The organism is Gilliamella sp. W8123, assembly GCF_016101085.1.
GTDB lineage: Bacteria > Pseudomonadota > Gammaproteobacteria > Enterobacterales > Orbaceae > Gilliamella > Gilliamella apis.
Genome location: NZ_JACFRE010000004.1, coordinates 133,904 through 152,131, shown reverse-complemented (window position 1 = coordinate 152,131; position 18,228 = coordinate 133,904). Strand labels below are relative to the sequence as shown.

Genomic DNA, 18,228 nt, shown 5'->3' with positions numbered 1-18,228 from the left:
TATGTTAGGGATAATATTAACAGGTCACGGTAGCTTTGCTACCGGGCTTTACGAAGCCGCCACCCAAATTATTGGTAAACAACCACAATTTACGGCTATAAATTTTCCTGATGGTATGAGTAGTGAACAATTAGAGGAACAATTGCACCAAGCATATCAAGAAACTAATAGTGGTGATGGTGTCTTGTTTTTAACAGATATTGTCGGCGGTTCTCCATTTCGATTAGCGGCGATTTTAAGTTATCAACACCCAAATATTGAAGTAATTGGTGGTATTAATATGCCGCTTTTACTTGAAATTTTGTTACTACGTGAAAATTTAGATATTACAACCATTCGTCAAGAAACTATTGAAAATGGTAGGCAAACAATAACTAGCTTATGGCATGAACATCAAAAACAGTCAACTATTGATAAGGAATGTTCTGATGGAATTTAAACAAATTTGTGCTGAAAAGGTTTTAACACCTGTTGGTTGGATTGATAATGCAATTATCAGTATTAATAATGGAAAAATTATTGATATTCAACCTAGTGAGAAACCTTGTACGAACCAAATAAAACTGTTACCAGCGCTCATAGATACCCATATTCATGGCGTCATGGGCGCTGACACTATGGATGCTACTCATGAATCATTAAATACCATAAGCTGTTTTTTAGCACAACGTGGTGTTGGTGCTTTTTTAGCAACAACAGTAACTGAAAGTTATGAAAAGATTGAAGCTGCATTAATACAAGTTAAAAACAGTATAAAAAAAGGCGTTTCAGGTGCCACATTATTAGGTTCGTATTTAGAAGGGCCTTTTTTTAGTGATATACATAAGGGCGCTCATCCGGAAGAGTTTCTATGTGCACCAGATCGTGCAATAATTGAAAAATGGTTATCGCTAGCTGAAGGAACTTTGAAATGTATAGCTTTAGCACCAGAATACCCCAATGCCCTCTCTATTATCAAGTGGTTAAATGAACAAAAAATCCGCGTTATGTTAGGACATACTAATGCCGACTATCAAACAATTAAAGATGCAATATTAGCTGGCGCAAGCGGCGTGGTACATTGCTATAACGGCATGTCTGGATTACATCATAGACAACCGGGCGTTGTTGGTGCAGCATTAAGTATCGATAACTGTCAAACTGAAATTATCGCCGATGGCCACCATGTTCATCCAGCAGCGATTAAAATCGCCCATAAATGTTGTGGAAAAAATCTGTTACTAATTACCGATGCAATGCAAGCAACGGGAATGCCAAATGGCGATTATTATTTAGGAAAATTACTAGTACATATGCAAGATGATGTTGTTCGGACTGACAATGGTGGTTTAGCTGGTAGCACGTTGACCCTTGAGCGTGCGGTAACTAATTTTGCTGATTATACTAATATACCTTTCGAACAGGCTTGGTTACATGGTAGTTATTATCCAGCTAAAGCATTAGGGATTGATGATACTTTAGGTAGTATTGCGCCAAACAAATTAGCCAATTTAGTATTATTAAATGATGATAATCAAATTGTTGCAACCATTATAAATGGTAATGTTGTTTATCAAACATCAGATGATCTTAGCAATATTTTGATTTAAAAAACTATACGCTTTTTAATAAAATAAGAGGTATAAGGGTTAATCGTGTAGGCGTCTACATATCTATTAAATCCATTTTCTTTCCTCTTATTATATAAGGATCGATAAGTAATATAGAGTAAAAATATACTATTTGATTGAAATAATTATTGGTGTTTACCTCCTACTTATCATAAGCAATATCATGGTGATCTTATCTCCTCGAACGTTACTTAAGAGGTTATTTATGCGAAAATTAAAATTAATATTAGGCCTATCTTTTGCTTTATCTTTCTCAACACAAGCATTAGAAACAATAGATAATTATACATTAGAACAAGTGGTGGTTTTCAGCCGTCATGGATTGCGAGCTCCATTAGCTAGTCCAAATAGTACTTTAGGTAAAGTAACCCCTAATCAATGGCCACAATGGGATACACCTGCTAGTTATTTAACTACCCGAGGTGGAGTATTAGAAAGTTATTTTGGACATTATTTTAGTGAATGGTTAGTTGATAATAAATTATTAAGCGAAAATACATGTCCAACAGAAAAAGAAGTATATATTTATACTAATAGCTTACAACGAACTATCGCAACTGGTCAGTACTTTGCGGTTGGCGCTTTTCCTGGTTGCATTGTCCCAATTATTCATAAAGAAAAATTAGGCACTATGGATCCTACATTCTTTCCTGTAATTAAAGATGATAGCTCAACATTTAAAGAGTCTGCCATTGCATCAATCAATCAAATTGCTGATACAAATGGTATTGAAGGATTAAATAAAAAATTGGATAACGCCTATAATGACATGTCCAAAATAATCAATTACGCAAATTCGGCAAATTGTTTAAATGATAAACAATGTGATTTTACTGCTTTACCAACTAAACTTATTATTGAAAAAGGCAAAGAACCAGGTATAACAGGTCCTCTTCGTACTGGAACATCAATTGCGGATGCCTTTATTTTACAATATTACGAAGGGGCACCATTAACCGATATAGCCTGGGGTAAAATAAAGAATAACGAGCAGTTTGAAAAATTAGTCGCTATCAAAGAAAATTATAATACCGTATTATTTGGTTCGCCTGTTGTAGCCAAACAAATCGCAGCCAATTTAGTTAATTATATCAATCAAACATTTTCAGAAAAAAACAACAAAAGCAAATTTACATTTTTAGTCGGCCATGACTCAAATGTTGCATCACTATTTTCCGCCATAAAAATTAAGTCGTATACACTGGCAAATCAATTTGAAACTACGCCAATTGGTGGAAAAGTTGTATTTCAAAAATGGCGCGATAACAAGACTGGCGAAGCATTAATGAAAATTGAATATTTTTATCAGTCAACCGATCAAATTCGTAATTTGACCCAATTAAATAGGAAAACTCCTCCGCAAAAAATTGTATTAGAAATGGAAAATTGTCCAACTAATAAAGATGGTTTTTGTTCATTTTCAACATTTAAACAAATCATGAATGATGTTACTAAATAATGCTTGATATATTGATTGTATGCTTAGGTTTAATAAAAATTTGGGCATACAATCAAAAATTTATTATTTAACAGTTATATTAGTAATCTATACTTAAATCATGACTTATCAAAGTCTACACACTATCTAAAGAAAAAGTTTACCACAACTTCAATAACTAATTTAATCAACATAGATATAATATTTTGATTATAAAAATTATTTTCAAATCGTTAACTAGCAACTAGTTTCATTTCTACAAGCCCCTGTACATTCACTTTAACTTAGTTTCCGAAAATGGCTATAAATCATAGTGAATGCAATAAAACAAAGAAAAATAGCCAGATGAGTATTTTTGGGTCGCAAATAAAAATATGATCTAGGTCACAAAAGAAACTTTTTTATATTGCAATAAAAGAATATAGTGACAAAATGTTACCCGTAACAGAGTGGTTTAGAGAATAAACTAATGACCGAGAAGAAAAATATTTTCATTTTTATGGGGGTATCCGGAAGTGGTAAATCAGTTGTTGCTAAACAAATTGCCGATAACCTAAATGCGGCTTTTTTAGATGGCGACTTTTTACATCCCAAAGCCAATATATTAAAAATGCGTAGCGGTATTCCGCTAAATGATGAAGATAGACTGCCGTGGCTAAATCTAATTAGTAACGCCGCATTTGCGATGAGTAACGTCAATGATGTTTCGATCATAATTTGTTCCGCATTAAAACAACAATATCGAGATATTATTCGTGGCGAAAATAAAAATATTCACTTTATTTACCTAAAAGGAAGTTTTGCGGTTATTGCACAGCGTCTAGCTGAACGTAAAGGACATTACCAAAAATCTGGCATGTTACAGTCACAATTTGACACCTTAGAAGAACCTACTGCCGATGAAAAAGATGTCTATGCTATCAATATTGAACAATCGCTAATTGATGTTATTAATGAAACTACGCAGGTTATTAATTCAATATGTAATTGTGAATAAATTTATAACAATAAAAAATAAAAAAGATCGGAGAGGTTAATGTGAATTCCACTATTTTAGCTGTAACGCAGCGTATTATTAATCGTTCTAAAGCATCACGTGAGGCTTATTTACAAAAAATAGAACACGCTATGTTAAAAAAAGTCACTCGAGCAAGTTTACCTTGTAGCAACTTAGCACACGGCTTTGCCGCTTGCTGTTTAGATGATAAAAATGATCTTAAAAATATACTAAAAAGCAATATCGGCATTATCAGTTCTTATAATGACATGTTATCTGCACATAAACCTTATGAATCTTACCCCGAACAAATTCGCAAAGTATTACATGAAATAGGTGCTGTTGGTCAAATGGCCGGTGGGGTACCCGCCATGTGTGATGGAGTAACACAAGGTGAACCCGGAATGGAAATTTCACTCATGAGCCGAGATGTTATTGCAATGTCAGTTGCGGTTGGCTTGTCGCATAATATGTTTGATGGTGCTCTTTATCTTGGCGTTTGCGATAAAATTTTACCCGGGTTATTTATTGGAGCGCTATCTTTTGGGCATTTACCGGCTATTTTTGTCCCTTCAGGACCAATGCCATCAGGCCTATCGAATAAAGAAAAAGTTCGTATTCGCCAACTTTATTCGGAAGGAAAAGCCTCACGTGAAGATCTATTAGAATCTGAATCTGCATCATACCATTCTAGCGGAACCTGTACTTTCTATGGTACAGCGAATAGTAACCAAATGGTCATCGAATTGATGGGTTTACATTTACCTGGCGCAGCCTTTGTACATCCAGAAACAGCATTACGTTATGAATTAACAAATGCCGCGGCAAAACAAATTACGCGCTTAACTAACCAATCAGGTAATTATATGCCTATAGGTAAAATGGTTGATGAAAAAGTCATTGTTAATGGCTTAGTTGCTCTATTAGCAACAGGTGGGTCAACCAACCTAACCATGCATATTGTTGCTATGGCTAAAGCTGCTGGTATTATTATTAATTGGGATGATATTTCTGATTTATCAACTGTTGTACCGCTACTTAGTCGAATATATCCAAATGGACCTGCTGATATCAATTATTTCCAAGCGGCTGGTGGAACGTCATTACTTGTAAGAGAATTATTAGCTGGCGGCTTATTACATGAAGATGTTGAAACCGTTGTGGGGCGTGGACTAAGCCGTTATACCAAAGAACCAATTTTAGAAAATGGCAAACTAATTTTCCGTGAAGGCCCTACTAAATCTTTAGATGAAAATGTGATTGCATCAATCAAAAAGCCTTTCAATTCCCATGGTGGGCTAAAGGTCATGTCAGGCAATTTAGGTCGAGCCATAATGAAAACATCTGCTGTTACCGCAGAGCATCAAATTATTGAAGCTCCTGCCGTAGTTTTTAATAGTCAATATGATTTAGATGCAGAATATAAAGCCGGTAACCTCAATAAAGATTGTGTTGTAGTTGTACGCTATCAAGGTCCAAAAGCTATCGGGATGCCGGAACTACATAAATTAATAACACCATTGGGCGTGTTACAAGATCGCGGTTATAAAGTTGCCTTATTAACTGATGGCCGCTTATCTGGCGCCTCAGGTAAAGTACCAGCCGCAATTCATGTCACACCTGAAGCTTATGCTGGAGGATTGTTAAGCAAAGTACAACAAGGCGACATGATTCGTGTCAACGGTCAAACTGGTGAAATCACATTATTGGTCGACGAAGCGGAACTAGCAATGCGACAAGCAGAACCAATCGATCTAACCGATTCACATCAAGGCTTTGGTCGAGAACTTTATTCGGTTATTCGAGAGAATCTTACTTCAGCAGAAGAAGGAGCCGTTAGCTTTTAATTCAACTTATCTGCCGCCATATGCGGCAGATATCGTTAAAATTAGGCTAAAAAACCCCTTTCCTCAAAATTTTTTAAGATAATACTCAATTGTTAACTTAGTGATTTATTTTTTAACAAAATTATCCACCAACAAATTAACCACATCTTTCATTTTGCCATGCAATGATGCTTTTACACTATAAAGCGCCATTCCCATCACTTGTGAACTATGTATTTCTGGCGGCATAACTAATTCATACTCGCTTGTTTTAACATCTAATAAAGCTGGACCAGGATGGGCCAAGAATGATTGCACGGCCGCTTCAAGCAAATCAGAATTATCAACTCTAATTGAATACAATCCCATTGCATCGGCAACTTTAGCAAAATCAGGATTTTTTAAATCAGTATAGTGATCGACAAGCCCTTCCGATTTTTGTTCTAATTCAACAAAATTAAGTGAACTATTATTTAGTACGATAACTTTGATGGGTAGATTCTCCTGAATTGTAGTCAATAAATCACCTAATAGCATACTAATACCACCATCCCCGGATAAGGTAATAACTTGACGATGAGGAAAGGCTTTTTGCACACCCAATGCTTGTGGCATCGCATTGGCCATAGTGCCGTGTTTTAAACTAATAACGGTACGTCTTTTACCATTGGTTGAGAAATGGCGACATGCCCAAACCATCGCCGAACCAACATCAGCACAAAGTACCGCATCATCATTAGCATATTTATCAATCAATTCGGTTAAATATTGTGGATGAATAACGGCTTTTGATGGTATCGCTTTTTTATTTAATTTATCGATTGCTTTAGTGTGTAATTCGCAACATTTATCCAAAAATGTCGTATCTGTTTTTTCGTCAACTAGTGGTAATAATGCCGCTAAAGTTGGTTTGCTTGCCCCAACTACACCAACCTCTACGCTATGGCGGTGACCTAGATGGGTAGCATCGATATCGACCTGAATAATTATTGCATTATCTGGATAAAACTGAGACCATGCAAAATCAACGCCTAACATTAAAAGCACGTCACAATCTTTAATAGCCGTTGCTCCAGACGCCATACCAAACATACCGGTCATACCAACATTATAAGGATTATCATATTCAACAAAATCTTTAGCTCTTGATGTGTGGACTATCGGTGATTTTAATTTATGAGCTAAATCAACTAACTCATCATGAGCGTCTGATACCCCATGCCCTGCAAAAATTGTCACTTTACTATTTTCATTTAAAATTTTAGAAATTTTAGCCAACTCATCATCAGATGGACGAATTATAGGATTCGGATGATAGATATTGTATTCACTGTTATCCTCGACTTTAGTTAAACTAATATTGTAAGGAATAACTAAAACAGCAACACCACGCTGATTAATCGCGGCTTGAACTGCTGCAGTGGTAATTCGCCTTGCTTGAGTTGGATCAGTAATTTGCTGACAAAATACAGAACAGTTTTTATAAACTGCTTCAAAGTCAACTTCTTGAGGAAAATCCGTTCCTTGTTGAGAAGTAACCAACTGACTAGCCAATAAAATAAGCGGTACTTTATTACGTTGTGCTTCATAAATACCATTAATAAAATGTAAACTTCCCGGTCCACAAGAACCAGCACATGCTGTTATTTGATCGGTCAAATAGGCTTCAGCGCCAGCAGCAAAAGCGCCAACTTCTTCATGACGAACATGTACCCACTCAATATCACTTTTTTTAATAGCGGAAGTAATCTGATTTAATGTATCACCAACAATACCATAACAATGTTTCACACCGGCTTGAGCTAAAACATCAACAATAATCTGTGCAACTGATTTTTTTGATGACATACGGTCTCCTCAATATGGTTTAGAATTAAACAATTCAAGTTAACTAACTTACACCTAAGTTTTATGAATGCGAATAGTCGGAAAATAAAACAGCAGAAAATGTTAAAAATGTCATAATGACAAATGACGGCATGGAATAATCTTTATTTGAAGATATTCCCTATTACTATAAATCAAGGTATTATGTCGAAAATCTACTCAACACTATAGAGCTACTTTTTGTGGAACATTTGTCATCTGGGCATAGTTTTGTATCATCAATGTCGGCTTTTTTGCCTAGTTATATAATCGAATATTATCCTCTTATTACTGTTTGTTTATTGCTTTTTATTGCTATTCTACTGTTTTCATTCAGTAAATTAAGAATGGATATTATTGCACTTCTCATTATAACCGCAATCACCGTTACCGGGGTATTAACCCCTGCAGAAGCACTTTCAGGATTTAGCGATCCAAACATTATCTTAATCGCATTGCTATTTGTTATTGGGGAAAGCCTAGTAAGAACCGGTATCTCTTACAAAATGAGTGAATACATATTAAAAGCAGCGGGTCAAAATGATATACGAATTATAACATTTATTATGTTAGGTATAGCATTATTAGGATCGATCATGAGCTCAACAGGTGTTGTAGCAATATTTATTCCAGTAGCGATTAGCATTGCCAATCATACCGGTATACATGTAAAAAAACTAATGATGCCACTATGTATTGCTGCGCTAATTAGTGGCATGATGACCCTAGTTGCTACTGCACCAAACCTAGTAGTGAATAGTGAACTGAGTCGAGCACATTTAACCGAGTTTAGTTTCTTCTCTATTACACCAATAGGTCTTGGAGTATTAATCGTTGGTGTTATTTATTGTGTACTAACTCGCAATTGGTTACTGACAGCCGACCAAATTACACCAACCAATAGTCAACCACAAAGGCGTAAAATTACCGACCTGATTAGAGATTATAAATTAATTGGTCGAGCGCATCGAGCGCAAATTCTTGCAGGATCCCCTTTTGTTGGTCGAACTATTGACGGTTTACATTTACGCAGTGAACACGGAGTAAATGTTATTGGTATCGAACGTTGGCGAAAGTTTCAAAAAGTCCTCATTCCAGTAAATGGAAACACCGAATTTAGAGAAAACGATATTCTTTTATTGGATATGTCCCATTCCGAAGCGGATTACCGTACATTTTTAACGACCAATAATCTTGAACCCAAAATTTTACGTGGTGAATATTTTTCTGAACAAGTAAAAGAAGTTGGCATGGCCGAGGTAGCATTACTCCCAGAATCATCATTATGTGGTAAAACGCTTAATGAGATAGATTTTAGAAGTAAATATTTTTTAACCGTGATTGGTATTTGGCGAAATCATGCTCCTGTTGAGACTAATAACTTATTCCAAGAACGCTTAGAAATGAGTGATACACTTTTGGTGTGTGGCGATTGGGGATCAATCCAAAAACTTCAAACTCGTACCAGTGATTTTGTGGTGTTAGATTATCCATCAGATATTGATGATGTAGCCCCTGCTAGCTCGCAAGCTTATATAGCACTATTTAATCTAGCCTTGATGATTATTTTAATGGTTACCGGAATTGTGCCAAATGTTGTTGCCGCGCTCATCGCCTGTCTATTAATGGGAGCAACACGTTGTATTGATATGGCTAATGCCTATAAATCGATTCATTGGCCAACATTAATTCTCATTATTGGTATGATGCCTTTTGCAGTAGCTTTAAATAAAACTGGGGGAATTTCGTTAATCTCGGAATGGCTTGAAATTCATTTACGATCGTTTGGTCCTTATATGGTGTTAACCTTTATCTTTTTATTGTGCTCAACAGTGGGATTATTTATTTCTAATACCGCAACTGCAATTTTGATTGCACCAATTGCGATTGATTTAGCCATAAAATTTGGCTATTCACCGTATCCATTTGCTATGACAGTCGCGATTGCAACATCGGCTTCTTTTATTACACCTGTTTCATCACCAATTAAAACAATGGTAGTGGCTCCAGGAGGATATAGCTTTAGTGATTTTGTTAAGATTGGCGTACCATTAACTTTTCTAGTGATGACTGTTGATATAGCATTAGTACCAATCTTTTTTCCATTTTGAATATATAATATTTTCATAGTTGTAAATAATGTTATAATCATTTCGCTTCAAAAACTAAAAATATCAATAGGGATATAAGATAAAGTATAAAGGATACACAAAAAATGACTATGTTATTACGCCTTATAATTGCAATTTTATTTATAATATTTATCTATTTTTTAATGTCTGCCTATATGAGTTTGTTAGGTAAATGGTCATATAAGCGTATGTCAAAAAAAATCCAATCTGGAAAGATGAGCGATAAGGCTCTTATTCGTAATTATAACAAATTTAAAAAATCAAAAGATAATAAGATTATGGCTATTTTGATTTGTGGAGTATTTTTTAAATCATATATTAAATTACAAAATTGTACCTTTGAAGCTTATAAAGAAGGTATGATTCAACGTAATTTACCACTATAGCCTATCAGCTTTATAAAATACAAAAGTGATATCAATTAAGGATTCACTTTTGTGTATTAAAGATTCTTAATTTAATTTAAAGTATAATATCTATAATATTTTGATTATGGATATATTGCATATGCCACAAACAACCAAACCCTTAAATATTATTTTTGCAGGTACACCTGATTTTGCTGCCACACATTTAAAAGCTTTAATTAACTCAAACCATAATGTCATCGCCGTCTTCAGTCAACCAGATAGACCTGCTGGTCGAGGAAATAAATTAACGGCAAGCCCAGTAAAACAATTAGCAATCGAAAATAATCTTCCCATTTATCAACCGGCCACACTCAAAACAGAAGAAAATCAGCAAATCATTGCCAATCTTAATGCTGATATTATGATTGTGGTTGCTTATGGATTGATTTTACCTCAAGCTGTGCTTGATATGCCAAAACTAGGATGCTTAAATGTTCACGGTTCTTTATTACCTCGATGGCGAGGTGCAGCACCAATTCAGCGCGCCTGTTGGGCTGGTGATAGCGAAACCGGCATCACCATTATGCAAATGGATGCTGGCCTTGATACTGGGGATATGCTGTATAAATTAGCATGCCCAATTGAAGCGAATGATACTAGTGCAACATTATATGAAAAATTGGCTAAATTAGGTCCTCAAGCATTACTTGATACGCTAACACTAATTAACCAAGGAAAAGTTAAACCTGAAAAGCAACAACAATCACAAGCCACTTATGCCGAAAAATTATCTAAGCAAGAGGCTAAATTAGATTGGAATTTATCAGCGAAACAATTGGAACGATGTGTACGGGCATTTAACCCGTGGCCAGTTAGTTACTTTGAAGTAAATGGTGAACCCGTAAAAGTTTGGCAAGCTCAAGTTATTACTGTTGAACATAATCAACCCATCGGCACCATTTTGCAGGCTGATAAAAAAGGCATCTGTATTGCCACTAGCGATGGGGCGTTAAATATGACAGTATTACAACCAGCAGGTAAGAAACCAATGTCAGCCCAAGATTTATTAAACTCTCGAAAAGCGTGGTTTGAAGTTGGTAAAATACTGGGTAATAACCAATAGTAAAAAATAATATATTACAGGAAACATCCTGTAATATTATGGTTTTTTGGCGAATAGTGTCGCAAAACGGAGTTTTATTCGGTTGCCATGGATATCCGTTTTATGCAATTCGCCAACATCCTCATTATATTTTATAATCTGCCAATCCTGATAATAATTACGTAATTCATTCTCTTTAAACGTAAACGAAAAGCCAACAGTGCAAGGAAAATCATCCGTTGACATAGCACAAACAATTAAATTATAACCGCCTGATTTAGTTATCGTTTGCATATTGTTAATAATATCGGGAATTCTATTAGGTTGTAAAAACATCATCACAACGGTTGAAATAATTAAATCATAATTACCTGTTAAATTAGCTTGGTTTATATCATAAATAGATGCATTGATATGCGCTAAATGATCATTGGCAATAATTTGCTGTAAATTATTAATACTCATCTCTGACTTATCAACGGCATCAACATCAAAACCAAGTAGCTGCAAATAGAGTGAATTACGACCTGAACCACAACCTAAATCTAACGCTTTTCCGGCTTGAATCATTTGACAGATTTCTGACACGTCAGAATGGGTTTGCGTCATTTGATATTTTTTATGTGTATAATCTTCAGGTTGGCAATAAAAAGCCAGTTGGCACTGTAAATCATCGGATACATTAGCTATTCGATGCCATTGTTGAGGCTGAATAAAAGGCGGTTGATGCTCAACATCAAAAACATGTTGCGAAATGATCTCGCCTTGCTCGGTTAACATATCAAAATTCACACGACCTTTAATAATGTTTAATTTTGCCCATGTTCCTACTTGGGTATTATGCTTTTCACAAAACATTTTCGGTAGAGTTGTTACATCCCAAACTGGTAGCGTTTTATAGCAAACTAAATCTTTCATCACTATTTACCAAACGAAGCTATTTAATAGTTGAGTATTATAGTCAACTATTAACCCAATAAACAACCTCTTTTTTAAAAATAAAATGGCAATTAAATAGGTAAAAATGAATTTATAGTAGCGAAGTTAACTATATCAACATATAATCATCAACATTCTAGACTATATAGTAAAAAATATTAGAGGAATAATTTATGGGATTTTTAACAGGTAAACGCATACTGGTTACCGGCGTGGCAAGTAATCGTTCTATTGCTTACGGTATTGCAAAAGCGATGCACCGAGAAGGTGCTGAATTAGCTTTTACTTATCAAAGCGAAAAATTAAAAGGCCGCGTTGAAGAGTTTGCTGCTGATTTTAATTCTAAAATCGTTTTACCTTGCGATGTGGCACATGATGACAGTATCACATCGTTATTTACTGAGTTAGCAAAAACATGGGATAAATTTGATGGTTTTGTACACGCTATTGCTTTTGCGCCAGGAGATCAACTAGATGGTGACTATGTTAATGCAGTAACGCGTGAAGGTTTTGCAATTGCCCACGATATCAGCTCTTATAGCTTTGTCGCGATGGCTAAAGCGTGTCGTTCAATGCTTAATCCTGATTCAGCATTAGTTACCCTTTCTTACCTAGGTGCTGAGCGTGCAATTCCTAACTATAATGTGATGGGTCTTGCTAAAGCATCTCTAGAAGCAAACGTACGTTACATGGCTAATGCTATGGGACCTGAAGGTATACGTGTAAATGCGATTTCAGCAGGTCCTATTCGTACTTTAGCGGCATCAGGTATCAAAGATTTCAAAAAGATGTTATCACACTGTGAATCAGTCACTCCTATTCGCCGAACAGTAACCATCGAAGATGTGGGTAATTCAGCAGCATTCTTATGTTCGAACCTATCTTCAGGTATTACCGGTGAAGTTATTCATGTTGATGGTGGGTTTAGCATCGCTGCTATGAATGAATTAGAACTTAAATAATATAAACTTAAATGAAATAAGGTGTCAGAATAAATAACTGACACCTTATTTTTTAATTCATCACCGTGATATTTTTTATCTTAACCTCTAGATAATCAAACTTTTGTATAGAGTAAATTAATATTGCTGTCTAATTCAAAACATAAAATTTTTACTAATCCATTTTATCTGTAAATTCTTGCTATATTAGCTAATATAAATCAAAATCTTAGTATCTTAATTCTAAAAATTATCTATCACTTTTCGACAATTAAAATACAATTATGATGATTTAATAATCATTAAGTCTATTTTATAGAACCTTAAAAATCTAATAAATTATCATTACCCAAATAACATATGATCAAATTTTTCAATAGAATATAAATCGTGCTGTAGAATCCAATGGTTAATTTAATAATATTATTTGTAATACATTGGTGCATCTTTATTTTGCGAGGTAACGACACAAATAAGCGGTTGGTTCTGAAACCTGAACATCGAATTTGCTTTCTTTAGCAATATGAAAAACTTGTCCAGCTTCAAATATTTGCCAATCATTTGCCGTAGGCAATAACACTTTAAGTGAACCGGTTATGACGGTCATTTCCTCTGGATTATCAGTATTAAAAATATATTCACCTGGTAACATCACACCAACAGAGACTTTACCGGTAGAACCATTTTCAAAGCCGATAGATTTCACTTTCCCTTCAAAATAATCATTAACTTTCAACATAAAATCCCCCTTTCCTCACTATTTTTAGTCATTAGCAATAATTTAATATTAGCTACAATAAAGTACTGTGTAAAATTCACGCTATCAGCTTAATTGATTTCAACAAGCTATCCAACTATTATTTACTAATTAAAATTGGTCTCTTGAAACAAAAGCACTTCAAAAAATAAAACATTAGCAAAACTTGTTAAAATACGAAAAAATAGCATACAGATGGATTTTTTTCCGTTAAAATCTAACACTATTTGCTCAGTAACAGTTTGTTGGAGAAAACATGAAAATAGCAAAAAACACAGTGGTAAGTTTAGCATATCAAGTTCGTACTAAAGATGGTGTTTTAGTTGATGAAGCAACAACAGTAGCACCACTCGAATATCTACACGGTGCAGGAAACTTATTACAAGATCTTGAAAATTCCTTAGAAGGCCATCAAGTTGGTGATAAATTTGACGTTGAACTAGTTAATCCTTATGGTGATTTTAATGATGCACTAGTACAAAATGTGCCACGTGACGTTTTTGTTGGTGTTGACGAACTTGAAGTCGGTATGCGTTTTTTTGCTGACACTGATCAAGGCTCTTTACCCGTTGAAATTACTGCAATTGATGGCGATAGTGTAACTATCGATGGCAATCATATGCTAGCAGGCCAAGATCTAAATTTCAATGTCGAAGTATTAGCAATTCGTGAAGCGACACCAGATGAAATATCGCATGGACATATTCATGGTGCGCATGGTCACGACCACGAGCATGGTGGCTGCGGTTGTGGCGGACATGATCATGATGAAGATGAAGAAAGCGGTTGTTGTGGCGGTGGTCACGGCGGATGTGGCTGTCATTAATTTTCAAATAAATAACCAGTTAAAAAGCGCTAACAAGCGCTTTTTTATTTGCTGTAAAAATAATTTCATTACTGCGAACTTGTTCACAACGTTATATATCTCTACTTATTATTTTTCACAACATAGCTAATAATCACATTTTGTGTGAATAACAAGAATCCAATTATGTCAGAAAAAAAAACCACCTTAATGCCTCGAGAAAAATTATTACTATTTGGTGTCGAAACACTATCTGATGCGGAATTACTCGCCCTTTTCTTACGCACAGGTATACGTAATTTACCTGTCCTAGATTTATCGCAAAAATTATTAAATGAATTTGGCTCATTTTATCATTTAATAAATGCTAGCCACGATGAGTTTTGTAAAAAACAAGGTCTTGGAACTGCAAAATATACTCAGTTAAAAGCGGTTGTTGAACTTTCTAATCGTTATTTGAAAGTTAAAATAAGCCATGAAAATTACTTAACATCGCCAAGCTTGACCCATCATTACCTAGCTAGTCGCTTAATGGATAAAGATCGTGAAATTTTTATGGTGATATTTTTAGACAATCAACATCATGTCATTACTTCTGAAGAGATGTTTGTTGGAACCTATAATTGTGTAGAGGTTCATCCGAGAGAAGTAGCTAGACGGGCATTACAACACAATGCCGCAGCATTAATTTTAGCTCATAATCATCCATCAGGATTGGCTGAACCAAGTCAAGCTGACCGGATATTAACAAAGAAAATTGAACAAGTTTGTGAATTAATAGATGTTCGCATTGTTGATCACCTTGTGATTGGTAAGGGAGAGTATGTTTCTTTTGCCGAACGAGGATGGATTTTATAATTACTTTTACTTACAATATAAAATTACTAAACCAATTAATGAATAAACTATGAACCAACAACTGGAATTATTAGAAACTAAAGTCGCATTCCAAGAAATGACCATTGAAGAACTCAATCAAATGGTTGTTAATCTTCAAGCAGATATCAGCAAACTCAAAGAACAATTAATGTTATTGTCACAAAAGTTACAGGCTACACAAACCTCAAATATTGCTAATTTATCAGAAGAAACACCGCCTCCTCATTATTAACTACAAGTTTAATAATTCGAGGGACTCTAAAATCTACTTTTTACCAATAAAATTATACCCTCGATAAGAAAGCAGAGAAATTAAAATCAAGAAACAACTGACCCATTTTGTCCATCGCCCAAATAAACAATTACGCCAGCCAAAGTTGTAAATACCGACTCTAAATTCATAATTATTGCAAAGCAAATCGTAAAATTGTAGTAATAAAAATACTCAATTAGGTAATATCTAGATAATAAAAAACCGGCTAAATAGCCGGTTTTAGTTTAAGCATTAATTATTTTTATTCAGCTGCTGCTTCTGCTTCTACCGCAGGACGATCAACTAATTCAATATAAGCCATTGGAGCATTATCTCCATCACGGAAACCACATTTTAAAATGCGAACATAACCACCTGGACGGGTAGCAAAACGTGGACCTAAATCTGAAAATAATTTTTTTACTGTATCTTTATCACGGATACGAGCGAAAGCCAGACGGCGATTAGCTACGCTATCGCTTTTAGCTAACGTAATTAACGGCTCAACGACACGACGCAACTCTTTTGCTTTAGGCAATGTTGTTTTGATAATTTCATGTTCAACTAATGAACTTGTCATATTACGAAACATCGCTTGACGATGGCTGCTATTTCGGTTCAGTTGACGACCACTTTTACGATGGCGCATAACTTTATCCTTCTTATATAAATTTTATCTTAGTCTTCAACAATACTTGCTGGTGGCCAATTCTCAAGACGCATGCCTAAAGATAAACCACGAGATGCGAGCACATCCTTAATTTCAGTAAGAGATTTTTTACCAAGATTAGGGGTTTTAAGTAACTCGACTTCAGTACGTTGCACTAAATCACCAATATAATGAACTGCTTCTGCTTTTAAGCAATTAGCAGACCGAACAGTTAATTCCAAGTCATCTACTGGACGTAAAAGAATTGGATCAAATTCCGGTTTATCTTCTTTGACTTCTGGTTGACGTACATCACGTAAATCAACAAAAGCTTCAAGTTGTTCAGCCAAAATAGTAGATGCGCGACGAATAGATTCTTCTGGATCAATAGTACCATTAGTTTCCATATCGATAACCAGTTTATCTAAGTCGGTACGTTGTTCCACACGAGCAGCATCGACAGAATATGCAATACGCTCAACTGGACTATAACATGCATCAACTAATAGACGACCAATTGGTCGCTCTTCATCTTCTGACTTAACTCGAGCAGAAGCAGGGACATAACCACGTCCTCGTTGTACACGAATACGCATACTAATTGAAGCATTGGCATCAGTAAGATGACAAATTACTAAATCAGGATTAACAATTTCAACATCACCATCGTGAGTGATATCTGATGCAGTTACAGCACCAACGCCTGATTTATTTAAAGTCAGCATAACATCATCTTTAGTATGTACACGAACCGCTAATTTTTTCAAATTAAGCAGAATATCAAGCACATCTTCTTGAACGCCTTCTTTAGTACTATACTCATGCAGAACACCGTCAATTTCAACTTCGGTCACTGCATATCCCGGCATAGATGATAATAAAATGCGGCGTAGTGCATTACCTAAAGTATGACCAAAACCACGCTCAAGTGGCTCTAAAGTCACTTTCGCATGAGTTGGGCTGTATTGAACAACGTCAACTAGGTGAGGTTTTAAAAACTCTGTTACAGAACCCTGCATTATGTCCTCTCTTAAGTGCTAAACTTTACTTAGAGTAAAGTTCGACGATCAAATGTTCGTTGATGTCAGCAGATAAATCTGAACGTTCTGGTAAGCGTTTAAATACACCTTCCATTTTGCTAGCATCAACTTCTAACCATGTTGGTTTTTCACGTTGTTCAGCTAACTCTAAAGCGGCTTTAATACGTGCTTGTTTTTTTGATTTTTCGCGAACACTAATAACATCTTCAGGTGAAACTTGATAAGATGCGATGTTCACAACGTGACCATTAACAAGAACAGCTTTATGACTAACTAATTGACGAGCTTCAGCGCGAGTTGCACCAAATCCCATACGATAAACAACGTTATCTAAGCGACGTTCTAAAAGAGCAAGTAGGTTTTCACCAGTATTACCTTTAATACGTGCTGCATTTTTATAGTAATTACGGAATTGACGCTCTAGAATTCCATAAATACGTCTAACTTTTTGTTTTTCGCGTAACTGAACACCATAATCTGATAAACGCGGTTTACGCGCACCATGTTGTCCAGGAGCTTGTTCTAACTTACATTTACTGTCAACCGCTCGGACACCAGATTTAAGGAATAAATCTGTACCTTCACGACGACTTAATTTGAGCTTTGGTCCCAAATATCTTGCCATTTTTTTTCTCCAATAATCC

At 35.3% G+C, this 18,228-nt stretch carries 18 protein-coding genes; 12 read left to right on the top strand and 6 right to left on the bottom strand.

Annotation, left to right across the window (positions count from 1 at the left end; all coding sequences use genetic code 11):
• Nucleotide 1: 1 nt before the first annotated feature.
• The 5 genes from agaF (at nt 2) to edd (ending at nt 5,892) form a co-directional block, all read left to right on the top strand.
• A complete protein-coding gene (gene agaF, locus H3T56_RS06570; RefSeq protein ID WP_198192312.1) occupies nt 2–439 on the top strand; it encodes a PTS galactosamine/N-acetylgalactosamine transporter subunit IIA in 438 nt (145 codons plus the stop codon).
• Nucleotides 429–1,589 carry an N-acetylglucosamine-6-phosphate deacetylase gene (gene nagA / locus H3T56_RS06565; RefSeq protein WP_198192311.1) on the top strand — a complete coding sequence of 387 codons (1,161 nt, stop codon included), beginning with the start codon at nt 429–431 and terminating at the stop codon, nt 1,587–1,589. Before agaF ends, nagA begins: the two co-directional genes overlap by 11 nt.
• Nucleotides 1,590–1,815: 226 nt before the next feature.
• Nucleotides 1,816–3,069, top strand: coding sequence for a bifunctional glucose-1-phosphatase/inositol phosphatase (gene agp, locus H3T56_RS06560; RefSeq protein WP_198192310.1), 1,254 nt, complete (start codon nt 1,816–1,818; stop codon nt 3,067–3,069).
• Between the two features lie 448 nt (nt 3,070–3,517).
• The gene (locus H3T56_RS06555; protein ID WP_065577874.1) at nt 3,518–4,045 is read left to right on the top strand and encodes a gluconokinase, GntK/IdnK-type; all 528 of its coding nucleotides are present in this window, start codon (nt 3,518–3,520) and stop codon (nt 4,043–4,045) included.
• Nucleotides 4,046–4,086: 41 nt separating this feature from the next.
• Nucleotides 4,087–5,892 (top strand): phosphogluconate dehydratase, encoded by a 1,806-nt coding sequence (gene edd, locus H3T56_RS06550; RefSeq protein WP_198192309.1) that lies wholly within the window; start codon nt 4,087–4,089, stop codon nt 5,890–5,892.
• 105 nt (nt 5,893–5,997) lie between these two features.
• Here edd and H3T56_RS06545 read toward each other — a convergent pair whose 3' ends face one another.
• Nucleotides 5,998–7,719 carry a thiamine pyrophosphate-dependent enzyme gene (locus H3T56_RS06545; protein ID WP_198192308.1) on the bottom strand — a complete coding sequence of 574 codons (1,722 nt, stop codon included), beginning with the start codon at nt 7,717–7,719 and terminating at the stop codon, nt 5,998–6,000.
• A 260-nt stretch (nt 7,720–7,979) separates the two neighbouring features.
• Between H3T56_RS06545 and H3T56_RS06540 the strand changes: the two genes are divergently transcribed.
• The 3 genes from H3T56_RS06540 to fmt all read left to right on the top strand — a co-directional run bounded on the left by H3T56_RS06540 (nt 7,980) and on the right by fmt (nt 11,342).
• A complete protein-coding gene (locus tag H3T56_RS06540) occupies nt 7,980–9,848 on the top strand; it encodes an SLC13 family permease (RefSeq protein ID WP_198192353.1) in 1,869 nt (622 codons plus the stop codon).
• 104 nt (nt 9,849–9,952) lie between these two features.
• On the top strand, nt 9,953–10,255 hold the full coding sequence (locus tag H3T56_RS06535; RefSeq protein WP_034902327.1) for a hypothetical protein: 303 nt from the start codon (nt 9,953–9,955) through the stop codon (nt 10,253–10,255).
• 121 nt (nt 10,256–10,376) lie between these two features.
• A complete protein-coding gene (gene fmt, locus H3T56_RS06530) occupies nt 10,377–11,342 on the top strand; it encodes a methionyl-tRNA formyltransferase (RefSeq protein WP_065577878.1) in 966 nt (321 codons plus the stop codon).
• Nucleotides 11,343–11,378: 36 nt separating this feature from the next.
• On the opposite strand, the gene tehB is transcribed toward fmt, so the two are convergent.
• Nucleotides 11,379–12,239, bottom strand: coding sequence for an SAM-dependent methyltransferase TehB (tehB, locus tag H3T56_RS06525; protein WP_198192307.1), 861 nt, complete (start codon nt 12,237–12,239; stop codon nt 11,379–11,381).
• A gap of 194 nt (nt 12,240–12,433) precedes the next feature.
• Here tehB and fabI point away from each other — a divergent pair, with 194 nt between their 5' ends.
• Nucleotides 12,434–13,222 (top strand): enoyl-ACP reductase FabI, encoded by a 789-nt coding sequence (gene fabI / locus H3T56_RS06520; protein WP_034902336.1) that lies wholly within the window; start codon nt 12,434–12,436, stop codon nt 13,220–13,222.
• Nucleotides 13,223–13,649: 427 nt separating this feature from the next.
• Here fabI and ppnP read toward each other — a convergent pair whose 3' ends face one another.
• The gene (gene ppnP, locus H3T56_RS06515) at nt 13,650–13,940 is read right to left on the bottom strand and encodes a pyrimidine/purine nucleoside phosphorylase (RefSeq protein ID WP_034902339.1); all 291 of its coding nucleotides are present in this window, start codon (nt 13,938–13,940) and stop codon (nt 13,650–13,652) included.
• Nucleotides 13,941–14,214: 274 nt separating this feature from the next.
• On the opposite strand from ppnP, the gene slyD reads away from it, so the two are divergent.
• The 3 genes from slyD (at nt 14,215) to H3T56_RS06500 (ending at nt 15,874) form a co-directional block, all read left to right on the top strand.
• Nucleotides 14,215–14,784: a peptidylprolyl isomerase gene (gene slyD / locus H3T56_RS06510; protein ID WP_198192306.1), complete on the top strand. Its 570-nt coding sequence runs from the start codon at nt 14,215–14,217 to the stop codon at nt 14,782–14,784.
• A gap of 165 nt (nt 14,785–14,949) precedes the next feature.
• Nucleotides 14,950–15,621, top strand: a complete 672-nt coding sequence (gene radC / locus H3T56_RS06505) for a DNA repair protein RadC (RefSeq protein ID WP_034902346.1) — start codon at nt 14,950–14,952, stop codon at nt 15,619–15,621.
• A gap of 49 nt (nt 15,622–15,670) precedes the next feature.
• On the top strand, nt 15,671–15,874 hold the full coding sequence (locus tag H3T56_RS06500) for a SlyX family protein (protein ID WP_034902349.1): 204 nt from the start codon (nt 15,671–15,673) through the stop codon (nt 15,872–15,874).
• 283 nt (nt 15,875–16,157) lie between these two features.
• On the opposite strand, the gene rplQ is transcribed toward H3T56_RS06500, so the two are convergent.
• The 3 genes from rplQ to rpsD are packed head-to-tail and all read right to left on the bottom strand — an operon-like array spanning nt 16,158 to nt 18,209.
• Nucleotides 16,158–16,544 carry a 50S ribosomal protein L17 gene (gene rplQ / locus H3T56_RS06495; RefSeq protein WP_034884211.1) on the bottom strand — a complete coding sequence of 129 codons (387 nt, stop codon included), beginning with the start codon at nt 16,542–16,544 and terminating at the stop codon, nt 16,158–16,160.
• Between the two features lie 29 nt (nt 16,545–16,573).
• Entirely contained in the window at nt 16,574–17,563 is a 990-nt protein-coding gene (gene rpoA / locus H3T56_RS06490; RefSeq protein WP_034902352.1) for a DNA-directed RNA polymerase subunit alpha, read from the bottom strand.
• Nucleotides 17,564–17,588: 25 nt separating this feature from the next.
• Nucleotides 17,589–18,209, bottom strand: coding sequence for a 30S ribosomal protein S4 (gene rpsD, locus H3T56_RS06485; protein WP_065577881.1), 621 nt, complete (start codon nt 18,207–18,209; stop codon nt 17,589–17,591).
• Nucleotides 18,210–18,228: the final 19 nt, after the last annotated feature.